13 protein-coding genes are annotated in these 14,022 nt (G+C 61.8%); 3 read left to right on the top strand and 10 right to left on the bottom strand.

Annotated elements, in window-relative coordinates; genetic code table 11:
* The 3 genes from R3X27_RS02980 to R3X27_RS02970 all read right to left on the bottom strand — a co-directional run bounded on the left by R3X27_RS02980 (nt 1) and on the right by R3X27_RS02970 (nt 3,049).
* Complete coding sequence (locus tag R3X27_RS02980; protein ID WP_317707337.1) at nt 1–1,164, bottom strand: M20 aminoacylase family protein; 1,164 nt, start codon at nt 1,162–1,164, stop codon at nt 1–3.
* Between the two features lie 22 nt (nt 1,165–1,186).
* The gene (locus R3X27_RS02975) at nt 1,187–1,687 is read right to left on the bottom strand and encodes a MarR family winged helix-turn-helix transcriptional regulator (protein WP_317707336.1); all 501 of its coding nucleotides are present in this window, start codon (nt 1,685–1,687) and stop codon (nt 1,187–1,189) included.
* Between the two features lie 78 nt (nt 1,688–1,765).
* Nucleotides 1,766–3,049, bottom strand: coding sequence for a DUF3422 domain-containing protein (locus R3X27_RS02970; RefSeq protein WP_317707542.1), 1,284 nt, complete (start codon nt 3,047–3,049; stop codon nt 1,766–1,768).
* Between the two features lie 169 nt (nt 3,050–3,218).
* Between R3X27_RS02970 and R3X27_RS02965 the strand changes: the two genes are divergently transcribed.
* Nucleotides 3,219–4,175, top strand: a complete 957-nt coding sequence (locus R3X27_RS02965; protein ID WP_317707335.1) for an NAD(P)-dependent oxidoreductase — start codon at nt 3,219–3,221, stop codon at nt 4,173–4,175.
* Nucleotides 4,176–4,338: 163 nt separating this feature from the next.
* Nucleotides 4,339–4,761 carry a nucleoside-diphosphate kinase gene (gene ndk / locus R3X27_RS02960; RefSeq protein ID WP_317707334.1) on the top strand — a complete coding sequence of 141 codons (423 nt, stop codon included), beginning with the start codon at nt 4,339–4,341 and terminating at the stop codon, nt 4,759–4,761.
* A gap of 71 nt (nt 4,762–4,832) precedes the next feature.
* Here the strand turns inward: ndk and R3X27_RS02955 are convergent, their stop codons facing one another.
* The 5 genes from R3X27_RS02955 to R3X27_RS02935 form a co-directional block, all read right to left on the bottom strand.
* A complete protein-coding gene (locus tag R3X27_RS02955; protein WP_317707333.1) occupies nt 4,833–6,095 on the bottom strand; it encodes a class I SAM-dependent DNA methyltransferase in 1,263 nt (420 codons plus the stop codon).
* A gap of 83 nt (nt 6,096–6,178) precedes the next feature.
* Nucleotides 6,179–7,102 carry a U32 family peptidase gene (locus R3X27_RS02950; RefSeq protein ID WP_317707332.1) on the bottom strand — a complete coding sequence of 308 codons (924 nt, stop codon included), beginning with the start codon at nt 7,100–7,102 and terminating at the stop codon, nt 6,179–6,181.
* A 5-nt stretch (nt 7,103–7,107) separates the two neighbouring features.
* On the bottom strand, nt 7,108–8,118 hold the full coding sequence (locus R3X27_RS02945; RefSeq protein ID WP_317707331.1) for a peptidase U32 family protein: 1,011 nt from the start codon (nt 8,116–8,118) through the stop codon (nt 7,108–7,110).
* The gene (locus tag R3X27_RS02940) at nt 8,105–8,641 is read right to left on the bottom strand and encodes an SCP2 domain-containing protein (protein ID WP_317707330.1); all 537 of its coding nucleotides are present in this window, start codon (nt 8,639–8,641) and stop codon (nt 8,105–8,107) included. The genes R3X27_RS02945 and R3X27_RS02940 overlap by 14 nt, the downstream gene beginning before the upstream one ends.
* Nucleotides 8,642–9,258: 617 nt before the next feature.
* Entirely contained in the window at nt 9,259–9,831 is a 573-nt protein-coding gene (locus tag R3X27_RS02935; RefSeq protein ID WP_317707329.1) for a YcbK family protein, read from the bottom strand.
* Between the two features lie 365 nt (nt 9,832–10,196).
* Here R3X27_RS02935 and R3X27_RS02930 point away from each other — a divergent pair, with 365 nt between their 5' ends.
* Nucleotides 10,197–11,801, top strand: a complete 1,605-nt coding sequence (locus tag R3X27_RS02930; protein ID WP_317707328.1) for a murein L,D-transpeptidase — start codon at nt 10,197–10,199, stop codon at nt 11,799–11,801.
* Between the two features lie 1,033 nt (nt 11,802–12,834).
* On the opposite strand, the gene R3X27_RS02925 is transcribed toward R3X27_RS02930, so the two are convergent.
* Both R3X27_RS02925 and R3X27_RS02920 read right to left on the bottom strand, forming a co-directional pair.
* Nucleotides 12,835–13,308, bottom strand: a complete 474-nt coding sequence (locus R3X27_RS02925; RefSeq protein ID WP_317707327.1) for a hypothetical protein — start codon at nt 13,306–13,308, stop codon at nt 12,835–12,837.
* 416 nt (nt 13,309–13,724) lie between these two features.
* Nucleotides 13,725–14,021 (bottom strand): hypothetical protein, encoded by a 297-nt coding sequence (locus R3X27_RS02920; protein ID WP_317707326.1) that lies wholly within the window; start codon nt 14,019–14,021, stop codon nt 13,725–13,727.
* Between the last annotated feature and the right edge of the window lies 1 nt (nt 14,022).

Below are 14,022 nucleotides of genomic sequence, written 5' to 3'. Positions count from 1 at the left end.
TTACGCCACCGGCATCCGTTTCTCGGCGATTTCAGCGAACCAGGAACAGCCGGCCGGGATCACCGCGTCGTCGAAATTGTATTCCGGGTGGTGCACGGCGGCCGTGTCACCATTGCCGACGAGGATATAGGCGCCCGGGCGCTCCTCCAGCATGAAGGCGAAATCCTCGCCGCCCATGATCAGCGGCGCCTCCCCGCAATCACCCGACACAGCGCGGGCGAACTCGGCCGCGTAGTTCGTTTCGGTCTCGGCATTGACCATGACCGGGTAATTGCGATGGTATTTCGGTCGGGAGACCCCTCCGAACGTGGCCGCAACACCGTTGGAAATCTCGATAATCCGTGCTTCCACCATGTCTCGCAGCTCCGGCTTCAGCGTCCGCGCAGTGCCTTTCAGCACGACCGTCTGCGGGATGACGTTATAGGCATTGGAGGAGGTCTCGAAGCTGGTCACCGAGACCACGACCTGTTCGACCGGGTTGGCATTGCGGGCAGCAATCGACTGCAGCGCGACCACGAGATGGGAGGCCATCAGCGTCGTGTCGATGGTCTCATGCGGCTTGGCGGCATGTCCGCCCTTGCCTTCCAGCTCGATGCGGAAATGGTCGGCCGAGGCGAAGAACGGCCCCGGGCGGATGTGGAAAGAGCCCACTTCCATGCCCGGCCAGTTATGCATGCCATAGACTTCCTGGATGCCGAAGCGGTCCATCAGCCCGTCCTCGCACATCGCCTTCGCGCCGCCGCCACCCTCTTCAGCCGGCTGGAAGACAACCACCGTGGTGCCGTCGAAATTGCGGGTCTCGCAGAGGTATTTCGCCGCCCCCAGCAACATCGCGGTATGCCCGTCATGGCCGCAAGCATGCATCACGCCCGGGGTCTTCGACGCGTAGTCCAGCCCCGTCGCCTCCTCGATGGGCAGCGCATCCATATCGGCCCGCAGCCCGATCACCCGACCCGCGCTGTCGCTGCGCCCGCGGATCACGCCGACAACGCCGGTTCGGCCGAGCCCGGTCACAACTTCGTCACAGCCAAACGCCTCAAGCAGCTCTGCGACCCGCGCGGCCGTGCGGTGGGTCTCGTACAGCAGTTCCGGATGGGCGTGGAAGTCACGTCGCCAGGCGGTTATCTCGGCCTGCAACTCGGCGAAACGGTTCTTGACGGGCATTATCTGGCCTTTCCTGCGCGGTTCAGAGCGACGCCAGCCCGTCTCTGCGAAGCGGCGGCAAGGGGTGATCATAGACGTCAAGGAAGCGTTCGAGAAGCTCTGACAGCTTCTCCCAATCCGCATCTCCCATCCGCCGCCGCGCATCCGCATCCAGCGCAGCCAGCGCCGGGTTGCAGCCGGTCATCACCGCTGCCCCTGCGGGCGTCAGCTCAAGGCTGATCGCGCGCCTGTCCGTGGCCGGAACCTCGCGATGCACGTACCCATCGCGCACGAGCCGGTCCACATACCGCCCGAAGGTCGTGGGATCATGGCCCAGCAGTTCCGCGCAACTCCCTTGACGGATGCCCGGATACCGCTGGAGAAGGATCAGGACGCAGAGATAGGGCGGCTGGACCGCAGTGTCGCCCAGGCCCGCAGCGTTCAATCGTTGCGCGACACGCGCGGCGACCTGCAAATACAGCCCCGACAATTCCGCCGGACCGTTTTTCGTCATCTTCGGACGCTCTGAGATATCAACCACCATGACCCGTTTCGTAGGACCATTCCGAAACAGTTACAATCTCTTGGACGTCAAGAATCCGGGCGACCCTGCGGTATCTGCTCAATGCACGCCCTTGCGAATCCTTCGGACCATGAAAAACACCCCCAGCACAACCACCGGCAGCAAGAGGGCCGTTGCAATGCCCTTCGACAGCCCGAGCGGCGCCAGGAACGGATAGACTGCGTAGCTTGCCAGGTTCAGCGCATAATAGCTGATAGCAACCACGGAAAGCCCTTCGACGGTCTCCTGCAAGCGCAGCGCGAGGTCCGCGCGACGGTCCATGCTTTCCAGCAGTCGCTGGTTCTGCGCCTGTCGGGCCACATCGACCCGCGTTCGCAGCAGATCCCCGGCGCGGGCCGCGCGTTCTGCCATCGCGCGCAGCCGCGCCTCGGTCGCGCGGACAGTTCGCATGGCCGGGTCGAAGCGGCGCATCATGAATTCGCTGAATGTCTGACGGCCGTCGAGGCGGGCCTCGCGCAGCACCGCGATCCGGTCATGCACGATCGCCTCATAGGCGCCCGTCGCGCCGAAACGGAACTCGGCACCGGCCAGCAGCCCTTCCAACTCGGCCGAAATCCCGAGCAGCCGGTCGAGCGTTTCCTCCGCTGGCGCGCTTTCGCCCGCCAGGTCGTCCATGAGGCCGGAGAGCCGGGCATCGATCTCGCCCATCTGCCGGTCCAGAGCGCGGGCGCGCTGCATACCCAGGAGCGCCATGGTCTTGTAGATCTCGATCTCGGTCAGCCGCTGAACGATCCGCCCGATGCGCCGCATTCCATGGCCGGGCCGGACGAACATGGTAAAGCGCATATGCCCGGCCGTATCGATGCGGAAATCGCCCGCAAGAATCGCGGCATCGTCAAGCACCCGCGCCGACGCGACACTTTCCGGCACGAACCAGGCCGAGAGCCGCTCCGAGATCGGCGTGGCCTCGCCCTCATGTGTCTCGATCCGGATCAGCGCCGAGCTTATTCGCGCGCCGGGCGCCTCGGCCAGCCAATCCGTCGGCAGCAGCTCGTACTCCGCCGGGTCGAAGGCACGCTGCTCCAGGCCGTCGATGAAGAGCGTATAGGTCACGAACTCCGTATGGCATTCCCATTTCAGCTTGTGCCGGCCCAGATCGCCGAACCAATGCGTCGCCCCCGGCTTCGGATGCGGCGCGCCGAAACGGTCCAGCAATGCAATCAGATGGGCACGATCAGCGGTTCGGTCGCGGGCGGCGGCGTTTTTCGGCGGCTTCAGCGCCAGGAAGAAGACATGTCCGGGCGCGGCGCAGGCCGGAAAGGGTCGCGCATGCATCTCGCCCGCAAGGTCATAGCGGCTCGGATGGTCGGCAAGCGTGGAGATCGAAGAACCTGTCATGACGCCAGATAAGCGGCTGAAATCGAAGCTGTAAAAGGATTTCTCTGTATTCGGCGGCATACCGAAGCCGACAAAGGCGTGTCGCGGATTGGCGGTTGCGCTCGGTTTCCCCCTGCGCAATCTGGCGCGGTGAGGCGACGGAAAGGGAAACGTCATGAAGATCGGATTCATCGGGCTGGGCAATGTCGGCGGCAAATTGGCGGGCAGCCTTCTTCGAAACGGACATGACCTGACCGTACGCGACCTTGACCCGGAGGCGATGGCGCCTTTCGTCGAGCTTGGTGCGAAACCCGGCGACAGCCCCGCCCGGATGGCGCAGGACTGCGAGCTGTTGATCACCTGCCTGCCGTCTCCTGCGGCCTGTTCGGCGGTGATCGAAGGGCCGGAGGGGCTGTTGGAGGCGCTTGGGCCCGGCAAGATCTGGGCGGAGATGTCGACCACGGATGCTTCCGAGGTCGCCCGGATCGCAGAAAAGGTCCGCGCGACGGGCGCCGCGGCGGTGGAATGCCCGGTCTCGGGGGGCTGTCACCGGGCGGATACCGGCAATATCGCGATTTTCGCAGGCTGCGACCGGGAAACCTTCGACCGCATCCTGCCGGTGCTGACGACGCTTGGCCGGCGGGTGTTGCACACCGGCGAGATCGGCACGGCCTCTGTGCTCAAGGTGATGACCAACTACCTCGCGACAGCCAACCTTGTGACCCTCTGCGAGGCGCTGGTGGTCTCGAAGGCGGCGGGGATGGATCTTGCGACCACCTACGAGGCGATCCGGATCTCGTCCGGCAATTCCTTTGTCCACGAGACCGAGAGCCAGGTCATCCTGAACGGGTCGCGGGACATCTCCTTCACCATGGATCTCGTGAACAAGGATATCGGGCTGTTTCAGTCCATCGCGGAGGCCAATGATGTTCCGCTGGAGGTCTCGCCCCTGCTCAACCAGATTTTCCAGGATGGACAGGCGCGGTTTGGCGGACGCGAGCTGTCCCCCAATATCATCAAGCGGCTGGAAGAGGTAACCGGTCTCGACATCCGGGCGCCGGGCTTTCCCGCCGAGATGGTCGATGACGAGCCTGAAGAGCCGGGATACGAGGTTGTGCCACGGCGGGGTTGAACACGAAATTCGACGCGAGGCACCGGCGTCGCTTGCGCCTCCTCTGCGCCTACCGCAAACCGCCGCTCGGTCAACGGCCTCGCACGGACCTGCGGGGCTTTTCAACCCGCCCCCCCCATGCTAGGGCGCAATCGAATTCCAACATCGCCCAGGGAGACCTCCAATGGCCACCGAACGTACGCTTTCCATCATCAAGCCCGACGCCACCAAGCGGAACCTGACCGGCATCATCAACTCCAAGTTCGAGGCCGCCGGCCTGCGCATCGTCGCCCAGAAGCGCATCCAGATGACCAAGGCCCAAGCCGGCGTCTTCTATGCCGTACACAAAGAGCGTCCCTTCTTTGACGAACTGACCACGTTCATGATCTCCGAGCCGGTCGTCGTACAGGTTCTCGAGGGCGAGGATGCCATCGCGAAGAACCGCGAAGTGATGGGCGCGACCAACCCCGCCGAGGCCGCCGACGGCACCATCCGCAAGGAATTCGCCCTGTCGCTGGGTGAGAACTCGGTGCATGGCTCCGACGCGCCGGAAACCGCCGCTGTCGAGATCGCCTATTTCTTCTCCGGCCTCGAACTGGTCGGCTGATCGACGCCACATGTCGAAACGGATCGGGCCGCTCCGCAAGGGACGGCCTTTTTCATAGCAGCCAGACGGTATCAGCCCGACGCGCCGAGAATCGCAAGTTTCTGTGCGGCGATGGCGCGGCCCTGGATCGGCTGGCGATATTCATGGCGCAAATTAGCGGCGAATTCTGCCTTCGGACGCGACAGCCCGGCCTCTGCCAGCTTCTCGGAAATATGGTCGAGCGTGTGCGCGTAGCGGCCGGAGCTGCGCCGCAGAACACCCGTGTCCGGCGCCAGATCCATCGCGTCTTCTATGGTGAAGACGAACCAGCCACCCGGACGAAGAACGTCGGCTATGTTCCTGAAAACGTCCATGACATCCTGGAAATAGACCAGCACATCGCCGGAGACGACGAGGTCGAACGGCCCTTCGGGATAGGTCGGCGCGGTGTTGAGATCCGTCCGCGTCAGAAGGTCATAGGCACCCTTGTGCTTGCACAGTTCAAGCATCTGGACCGAGACATCGCAGCCATGGATGTGGCGCGCATAGGGGCGCAACAGCGGCGCGCAAAGACCGGTGCCGCAACCCGCATCGAGCACCGATAGCTCGGCCCCAGGGCCGATCCCGATCATGTCGAACATCCGGCAGATCATCTGCGGGCCGTTATTGCCGATCGATTTCAGGTTCCGGTCATAGGTGCTGGCAAAACTGTCGAAGAGTTCTGCGGCCATCTCGCGCTGGTTCTGCTGCGGCCCGTCACCAAAGATCTCCTCGATCGCTTTCTCATAGGTGCCATCGTCCAAAATGGGGCGGGCCATGTCCAGCACCGCGCGCGCCTGGTCGCGCTGCTCGAAATGCGCAAGCGCCAGAACGAGAGTGAGCACCGCCTTGCCCTTCTGGTCCGGCTCGCAGCGGTCGACATAGAGGGTCCAGATCTCCAGCAGGCGCCGAATTTCGCCGCGCGGCAGCAGCATGATCAAGAGAAGTCCCTCTGCCTTCCCATGCGTATCCGCCATCTCATGAGCACGCGTCAGGAGCGCCTCGGCCTTGTCCTCGTCGCCGAGGGACAGGGCGAAATCCCCGAGTGTCGCCAGTGTCGCCGCATCGACCTCGGCCCCTAACGCGTCGGACTCGATCCGCTCCATGATCTGAGCGCGGAGTCGCCCGGCCGGATTGTCCTCGCCCAACTCGTTCAGCAGGATCACCAGCCGCGCCGCGTCCTCGAGACCCGGCGCGCCCTTTGCAGCCCGGCGTGCCAGTTTGGCGGCCAGTGCATAGTCAGCCGCGTCAAAGGCCGCGATGGCCTTCTCGGTCAATGCGTTGCAATCCTCGGCCGATAGTTCCTTGCGCGCCATGAACGCCCCCTTTGTTGTCGCGACTCCGACAAGAGCCGGACAGACAGGGACTGTCCATGAAAAACATCGCCTTGGGCGGCAGATCAGGCCAGTGCGGCCGCCTTGGCGGTGATCCGGCGATGCCCGGCCTCGCCATGCCAGAAGCCGTTGGAGAGCGGGGCGGCGAAGTTCAGCGTTTCGAAACGTGCCTCGGCGGCGGCCATCTCGATTCGCCCGTCGCGGATATCGTCGAAGATCCGCGCCACCTCGACCATATCTGTCTCTTGCGGCATCAACCGGAGATCCGTGACCCCCATCGCCGCCATCGCAGGCACTTCCGCGAAGAGGTTCACGTAAGAATGCGACAAGGTCTGGATACCGTTCACCCGCAGGAAGCTCTGCCCGTCGCGAGTGTTCAGCTCCATGCCGTCTGCATGTTCTTCGCAGACAAACTGGCAATTGTCCTTGGTCCGCCCATAGGCGCGGGCATGGTAGCACCGCGCCGAGGTCGCGAGGCAGGCGCGGCCAAAGACCTGCACCTCCAGCCCGATCCCCAACTCCGCGGCCGATTTCGCCAGCACCTCGACGGAGCTGCCCGGCAATTCGGTCGGTACGGTCACATGGGTGGCACCTTTCGACACCATCCAGGCAATGGTCTCCTCGCCATAGGCGTTCATGTAGGGGCCGACGCGATGCGGCTTGCCTTCGGGCAGGTGGAAGAGGCCAGCGGCGTTGTTGACCTCGATTTCGAGCATATCCTGCTCGGCCATGTCCGCGCAGGACTTGCGTTCGCGCTTGAGCATCACCTCGGCGAGCCCGGAATGCACGACGCGTTTGCCGCCGCGGGTCAGCCGCTCGGCGACCTCCTCGATATGCTGGTCGAAGAAGGGCTGGCGCTTGGAGCAGACATTCTCGCCAAGATAGACCGTGTCCACCGGCGCCTCATCAGCGATGCGGGCATAGAAGTCGCGCTTGGTATCGGCATCCCAGAAATACTGAACGGGGCCGAGTGTCAGACGTGGTTTCATCGCTATCACCGCCATTTCTTGGTCTTGAAGGCGCCTTCGGTCTGTTTCTGCCCCTCGGTGAGGGCGACCAGATCGGCCAGTTTTGGATCGCGCCCGGCACGGACATCGTCCACCGCCGCGCGGAAAGCAGAGACAACCTTGCGGACATAGGCGCGGCTGCGCTGGCGGCCCTCGATCTTGAAGGCGGTCACGCCGGCCTCCATAAGGTCCGGCAGCAGCTTGGAAAGGTTGAGCGAGATCGGCTCTTCGAAGGCGTAGTAGCCGTCCGGCTGAACCTCGTTGCAATAGCGCCCCTTGCAGATCGTCGGGTAGCCCGCACTTTCCTGCGGCCCGAACCGGTCGATCGTGTAGCCGCCGAGCTGGGTGGACATGTTGCCCTCGCTGTCTTTGACATATTCGACGAGGTGGGCTGGCGAGCAGACGCCGTCCATATTGGTCGACAGCCCGGTGGCGTAATTGGTCAAAGAGCAGCGTCCCTCGACCATCAGGCCGTGGTTGCCGAAGATGAAGGTCTCGATCTCGCAATCGATCTCGGCCTTGATCTCATGGATCTCCGGGATGGTCAGGATGCGCGGCAGCACGATCCGCTTCACACCGAATTCGCGCACATAGTAATTGATTGCGTCCGGACTGGCGGCGGCGGCCTGAACCGAGAGATGCAGCCGCCGGTCGGGGTGTTTCTCGGAGATGTAGCGGGCAACGCCCATATCGGCGACGATATAGGCATCGACATCAAGCTCGGCGCCGAGATCGGCGGCCTCGCGCCAGAGGTCGAACTTGCCGGCAGGCGGGTAGGAGTTCAGCGCCAGCAACACGTTCGAGCCGCGTTGATGGGCGTAGTCCACGGCCCCGGCCAGCTCTCTGGGCGTGAAGTTCAGCCCCGGGAAGTTGCGTGCATTGGTGGCGTTCTGAAAGCCGCAATAAATGGAATCGGCGCCGGCATCGACAGCCGTGCGCAGCGACGCCGGCGTACCGGCGGGACAGACGAGTTCGCCAACGACATCACCCGTTATCATGGGAATCTCCTTCCGAATTGGGCCCTTCGGCCATGGCGTTGAGCCGCGCGAGTGCCGCCTTGCCCGGCGGGCCAAACATCTCGGCCACGTCCTCGGCAATGGAGCCTTCGACATCGTCCATCGCGTTGCGAAGCGTGACGATGGCCTCCGTGTCGCCGGAGATCACGAGCTCTCGGGAAAAGAAGATCGCGTCGCCATCTTCCTCGGCCCCGAGCATGCGCAGCAGCGTGCGGAAATCGCCGGCAATCGCAGCCTGGTGTTTCGGCAGGCGCTCGCGGCGCACCGCGCGCAGGATCAGCGCCGGCGGGAAGGGGCGCAGATGCAGCGCGAAGGGGAAGTCCTTGACATCAATAATGAAATCGGTGCGCTGGTGCTTGCCGAGGCGCTCGAAAAGCTCGGGATGCTTGGCGGCGACGCGGCGGACGATGCGGTAGAAAACCGGTTGCAGCGGCAGCAGCGGCACAGGCAGCTCTGAGGGAGGCGGCAAGCGGCGCGCGAGAGGTCCGGGCAGGATGTTCAACATGGGCGGCTACCGTTCGTTTTGGGGCCGGTCTGTCGAGCGCGGTGCCTGCCGACGCGACGCGCGGGAGGCAGGCAGTTTTTGACAGGGTCCGGGCATGGCAGGTCTCGCTCAGGCGGGCCCGGCAGACAGGTCGGGAGCCCGCGATACCTCGGGTCTACGCGCCCAATCTTTGGGCGACAACCGTCAAGATGTCAGTGCAATCCAGCTTGAACGAGGCTGCAAGGCTAGACCCGCCATCCGTATCGGACCGGGCTTCGGTCCTCTGTGTTTGCCATGCGGATGGGGAAGACATTTGCCGCGACCGCAACGGGCGCCGTGCCAGTGGCTGCCCGACCTATGCGCTTTTCTGCAACGTGCCCCAACGAGGTCCGGAAACAATCACCGCGCCGCGCGCCCGAATGGAGAGGCACCGGCCCCCTGCCCTGTGCCAGTCAGCGCGCACCTCAATTGTCGGGAAACTGCTCATTCCACGTTTGAAGTGCTCTCGATCCGGGAACCGGCACGCCATTTTCCGTCCAGCCACCAAACGCGCTTCAAAAAAGCAAAAAACCACGCCGCAACAAAAACGCGGTCGTGGTCTTCTGGTCGTGAGTGGTTCGAATACGTAGGCGGGAGCCTCAGCTGTTCCAGCTCCGGACAGCGCCGCAATCCATGTGGACGAAATTGGAGCCGCGATAGGTGCCGACCCCGCCGCCCGAGCAGGATTTTGCTGCCTTGGCCATCTGGTAGATGGAACGCGACCGCAATTGCAGGTCCGCTGCCTGGCCCTGCATATGCAGAGAGTTCTTGGCAACGCCGCGCGAGCGCGAGCGAAGCATCGCGTTGGTCGCGGGCGACCGATAGCCCGACAACAACGTATAGGGCTCTGTCGTCCCCATCAGGTTGTGCGAAGCTGCCATGATGTCGATGGTCCGGAAGTCAATCGTCTTGACCTCGTTGCGACGCCAGTCCCGCATGAATGCATGGACCTCGCTCATCGCGTCCTTGATGTATTCACCTTCGATCCAGTAGATCGTGTCCATGGTCTCGCCGGTGCGGCCATTATACATCTTCAGCCGCCGGATATCTCCGGCGCCGCGAAGAAAACCTGCCGCATTGGAGAAGGTTGGTGCTGCCATAACCGCAGTGGCTGCGAACGCCGAAAGGACGCCGCGCCGCGTAATGCCCCGAGGGGCCGACTGTTCTGTCATCGGTCCTTGCCTGTCCCGTTTGTCTTCTCGCTCCGCTGTTTCGCGGATTTGTGTTCACCTCATCCCCAGGTGTGAGATTGTGATGCCACAAAGTGATTCTCCATCCAAGTGCGCATTTTGCGCGAGACGGCCCTGCAGGTAAAAATGAGCAGAAATTCGCTGAAAATTGCTTAATGAAGGCGGGCTTTTGCCTTCTTTTGTGACCGCGCCTGAGTCGCCACAGGTAAAATTACGTATTGACGGTGACTCGATGTCACAGAGTTGCGCCGATGATCGGGCCATCTTTGATGTCGATGGACAGTCGAGACGGCTCCATGGAATCCTGTGCGGACCGCACGAACCATGTTTGTTCAAAGGATTGGCATATGAGCATTTCGGTGACCCGACGGTTTCTTCCGGCCCTCGCGCTTGCTCTCGCAGCGACGGCCCTGACCGGGGCGCTGACTCCGTTGCAGGCGCAGGTCACTGCGTTCAAACAAGCGGTCGCGGAAGCCGCCTATGGCAATGAGGCCGTGGGCACCTTCTACCGGACGCGCGGCTACAAACCCGTTTTTACCGGCAAGAAGGATATGCGCCACCGGGCTGCTTTGCTCAGAGCGCTGGAGACGGCCGAGATCCACGGGCTGCCGGCAGATCGCTATGATCCCGCCGAACTCAAAGCCGCGCTCAAGGGTGCGAAATCGGCGCGCGATCTGGGACGGGCCGAGGTGTTGGCTGCGAAAATGTTCGTGCAATTCTCGCAGGACCTGCAATCGGGCGCGATGGTACCGCGCAAGATCGACAGCAACATTGTCCGCGACCTGCCCCGCCGCGACCAGGTCAAGCAGCTCGAGGCTTTCTCGAAATCCTCGCCGAATGGCTACATGAAATCGCTGGCGCCGAAGACAGCGCAATATACCGCGCTGCTGGCCGAGAAGATGAAGCTCGAACAGGTGCTGGCGCAAGGCGGCTGGGGCGCCAAGCTGCCCGGCGCGTCGCTCAAGCCGGGCCAGTCCGGCCAGTCGATCGTGGCGCTTCGCAACCGGCTCATCGCCATGGGCTACATGAAGCGCAGTGCGTCGCAGAGCTATGACAGCAAGATGCAGAAGGCCGTCCAGCAGTTCCAGCTTGCCCATGGGCTCAACCCGGACGGCGTGGCCGGCGAAGCGACGATCCAGGCAATCAACGTGCCTGCGAAGACCCGGCTGACCTCCGTGCTCGTTGCGATGGAACGCGAGCGCTGGACCAATATCCCAAAGGGCAAGCGGCATATCCTGGTCAATATCCCGGAATTCACAGCCCGCATCATCGATAGTGGCAAGGAAAGCTTCTCCACCCGCGTCGTCGTCGGCAAGAACGTGTCCAACCAGCAGACGCCGGAATTCTCCGACGTGATGGAATTCATCGTCATCAACCCGACCTGGAACGTGCCGCGCTCCATCGCGACGAAGGAATACCTGCCGCAGCTCAAGCGCAACCCGAACGCGGTCAGCCATCTCAAGCTGGTGGACTCCCGCGGTCGGACGATCAGCCGCTCCGCAGTGAACTTCTCCAAATACACCGCGGCGACTTTCCCCTTCGCCCTCAAGCAGCCGCCCTCGCAGCGCAACGCACTCGGGATCGTGAAATTCATGTTCCCCAACAAGTACAATATTTACCTGCATGACACGCCGTCCAAGAGCCTGTTCCAACGCGACCGACGGGCCTTCTCGCATGGCTGCGTGCGCGTGGGGGACCCGAAGGATCTCGCTTATGCGATCCTGGCGCGGCAGACAAAGGATCCGGAGGGTTTTTTCCAGTCGAAGCTGAACACCGGCGTGGAGTCGCGGGTGAACCTCGAGAAACCGATCCCGGTCCATATCCAGTACCGCACCGCCTTCGCCAAGGCGAAAGGACAGATGAACTATCGTGACGATATCTACGGGCGCGATGCAAAGATCTGGGCCGCCATGCAGGCGGCCGGGGTGCGTGTTCGGGCAGCCGGAAGCTGATTTTCACGACCAGTCGACGACACAACCGAAGCCGGGCCCAGGGATGGGTTCGGCTCTTTCGTTCGAGTTGGAAGAGACCTCTGTGATCCATCCGCCCCCTCCCGAGCCGCGTTCCCCCCAAACGAAATAGAAACGGGGGGTGTCCGCACATCGCGCTGGTATGCTTCGTCTTAACTCGAAAGGGCCGATCTGACTGAGCTTTTCCAGCGGAGGATGGCGTTGCTTTATCACGGCTTTCGTCGACTCCTCGATGCTCTCGACGACCTGAACCCGGCCCAGATTGAGGACGCCCAGACGAAAGTTCAGGATCCTCGGCGAAGGTCGGAGGCGATCACGGGCATCGTGGAGGCAGACGAAACTTGCCAGCGGGAGTCCCGCGAATTGGTTCCGCATTTCGCGAACTCGAAGAGGTTTCCGTCCCCCTACGCGCACGTTGGGAGGACCTCACGACGAAGGGGCTGAAGATGATGAAAGGCCTCTCGAAGTGGCAGCTCCCATTCTCACTGTCGCTGACCGCAGCGGCACGAACCTCCTTCGGCGCATGGTGAACCGGAAGAGCCCCACGTTGGAGTGCGCAATGAGGCCCTTGGTGCCCAGCGATGCCATTCTATCCTCTGACGGCGCCGACGGCCAATGGAAGCTCGCAGCGAAAGACGACATCTAGCACTTCGTGGTTGGCAACAAGCCCGGAACACGGGTCGCCCTTGGCTGCTATCACATCCAGAATGTCAATTCGCATCACGCCCGCTATGACCTATCCATCAAGTCGTTCTGTTGCCCCGCCACCAAGAACCTGAATGGTTACATCCGATGGCCGGATTTCCGGCTGGCAGGGGGACCACCGGCAGAAACTGTCTGCGCATCGTAGACATGGTGTGGCGGTCAGTTGTCGGCGTCGAACCCATAGTCACAGATACTGCGGCCTGCACGAACTTGCAGTATTGCCGACCGAGCGGCCATTTGAGCGTTTCCATCGGATGTCTGAAATTAAGCCGCAGCCGACCGCTAGTGACTGCTGCGGCGACGGACCGGATTACGAAGCTGAAGCGGCGTCCGTGGCAGCGTCAGGAAGGTAACTCGCGAAAAAGGCAAGTAGCACCGCCTCCCAGTCTGCGATATCCGAGTTCTTATCGATTTCTAGGTATCGTCGCATCGGAAAAAGCCCCTTCGGCATCCAGAAACATCCAACTCGATTTCCACTAAGCGAAATACTCGATCCAAACCACAGCAGGCTCTTTCTGTCCCGCAAGAAAAGATGGAATTTCCTTGCCCCAAGATTTATCGTTAGAATGCCTGTTTCTTTTTGAAATCTTGAGAACTTTTTGGAATATGCGCCACGTGGATTAAGGGCCATCATGCCGGGGTACTCTTCAAGTTGACAGAGGCCAATATCGGTGGACTCGAAGTAGTAGTTCCGTCCGTCAAATGATCCGCAGACATAACCGTTCTTAATGAACTCGCATAACAACCCGAACCTTTTGAACCGGAGATAGATTCGTTTGCCCATTGGTCACCCCATGCCTAGGTACAAAGGATAGTGTAATTCTCCTCCTTTCTCCAAACTCAATACGAATGACTTGGTGAGCGGCGACAGGTTCTGCTAAGCGGACCTAGACCAAGATCCTTCCAAATACGGCAATGCGCAGGAACCGGTCGTCGCTTCGGCAACATCCAACGTCAGCTCTCTCCGCATAGCTGACCAGCACGGTTTGCGGACACCCCCAAAGAAAAAGGCGCCCGGTATGAGCCGGGCGCCAGGTACGGAACGAGGGACAGTGCAGCGAGTTGCGTTGTTCCAAAACTGCAACTCATGATAGAAATGTAGGTATGACAGCTGCACTTCCAAGGGTGTGTAATAAAAATGTGAACACGGCGCGTTCTTTTTTCGAAATCACTTGACATCAAAAAATCCGCATTGCGTGGCTAGTCAAACAGATCCTCGATCTCATCGACGATCTTGCCAAAGAGGTGCTTCACCCCGCGCTTCTTCGACTTCTTTTTCTTTGACGGCTTGCCCTTTTTCGGCTTCTGCGACGCCGGGGACATGTAGACATCGCCCTGCCCCGGCTTGCGAGCGGATCTCTCGTCCTTGAGGCTTTTCAGCGCCCCGAGCGCCGCCCCGCAACTCGAACAGACAAGCTCATGCCGTTCCCGCCCCAACACCAGGGCTGCCCGGGTCCCGCAATAGCTGCAGGTGGCCACCTTCATGTTCTTGTGCATG

The organism is Tropicimonas sp. TH_r6, assembly GCF_033101155.1.
Taxonomy (GTDB): Bacteria; Pseudomonadota; Alphaproteobacteria; order Rhodobacterales; family Rhodobacteraceae; genus Tropicimonas.
Note: the sequence above shows the minus strand (reverse complement) of the source record. Positions and strands in the feature narration are given on the sequence as shown.

What these genes read in the sequence shown, in the direction of transcription:
- R3X27_RS02930 (WP_317707328.1), top strand. Translation starts at nt 10,197, where the DNA reads ATGAGCATTTCGGTGACCCGACGGTTTCTTCCGGCCCTCGCGCTTGCT.
- R3X27_RS02940 (WP_317707330.1), bottom strand. Translation starts at nt 8,641, where the DNA reads ATGTTGAACATCCTGCCCGGACCTCTCGCGCGCCGCTTGCCGCCTCCC.
- R3X27_RS02955 (WP_317707333.1), bottom strand. Translation starts at nt 6,095, where the DNA reads ATGGCGCGCAAGGAACTATCGGCCGAGGATTGCAACGCATTGACCGAG.
- R3X27_RS02925 (WP_317707327.1), bottom strand. Translation starts at nt 13,308, where the DNA reads ATGGGCAAACGAATCTATCTCCGGTTCAAAAGGTTCGGGTTGTTATGC.
- R3X27_RS02950 (WP_317707332.1), bottom strand. Translation starts at nt 7,102, where the DNA reads ATGAAACCACGTCTGACACTCGGCCCCGTTCAGTATTTCTGGGATGCC.
- R3X27_RS02935 (WP_317707329.1), bottom strand. Translation starts at nt 9,831, where the DNA reads ATGACAGAACAGTCGGCCCCTCGGGGCATTACGCGGCGCGGCGTCCTT.
- R3X27_RS02945 (WP_317707331.1), bottom strand. Translation starts at nt 8,118, where the DNA reads ATGATAACGGGTGATGTCGTTGGCGAACTCGTCTGTCCCGCCGGTACG.
- R3X27_RS02965 (WP_317707335.1), top strand. Translation starts at nt 3,219, where the DNA reads ATGAAGATCGGATTCATCGGGCTGGGCAATGTCGGCGGCAAATTGGCG.
- R3X27_RS02980 (WP_317707337.1), bottom strand. Translation starts at nt 1,164, where the DNA reads ATGCCCGTCAAGAACCGTTTCGCCGAGTTGCAGGCCGAGATAACCGCC.
- ndk (WP_317707334.1), top strand. Translation starts at nt 4,339, where the DNA reads ATGGCCACCGAACGTACGCTTTCCATCATCAAGCCCGACGCCACCAAG.
- R3X27_RS02920 (WP_317707326.1), bottom strand. Translation starts at nt 14,021, where the DNA reads ATGCACAAGAACATGAAGGTGGCCACCTGCAGCTATTGCGGGACCCGG.
- R3X27_RS02975 (WP_317707336.1), bottom strand. Translation starts at nt 1,687, where the DNA reads ATGGTGGTTGATATCTCAGAGCGTCCGAAGATGACGAAAAACGGTCCG.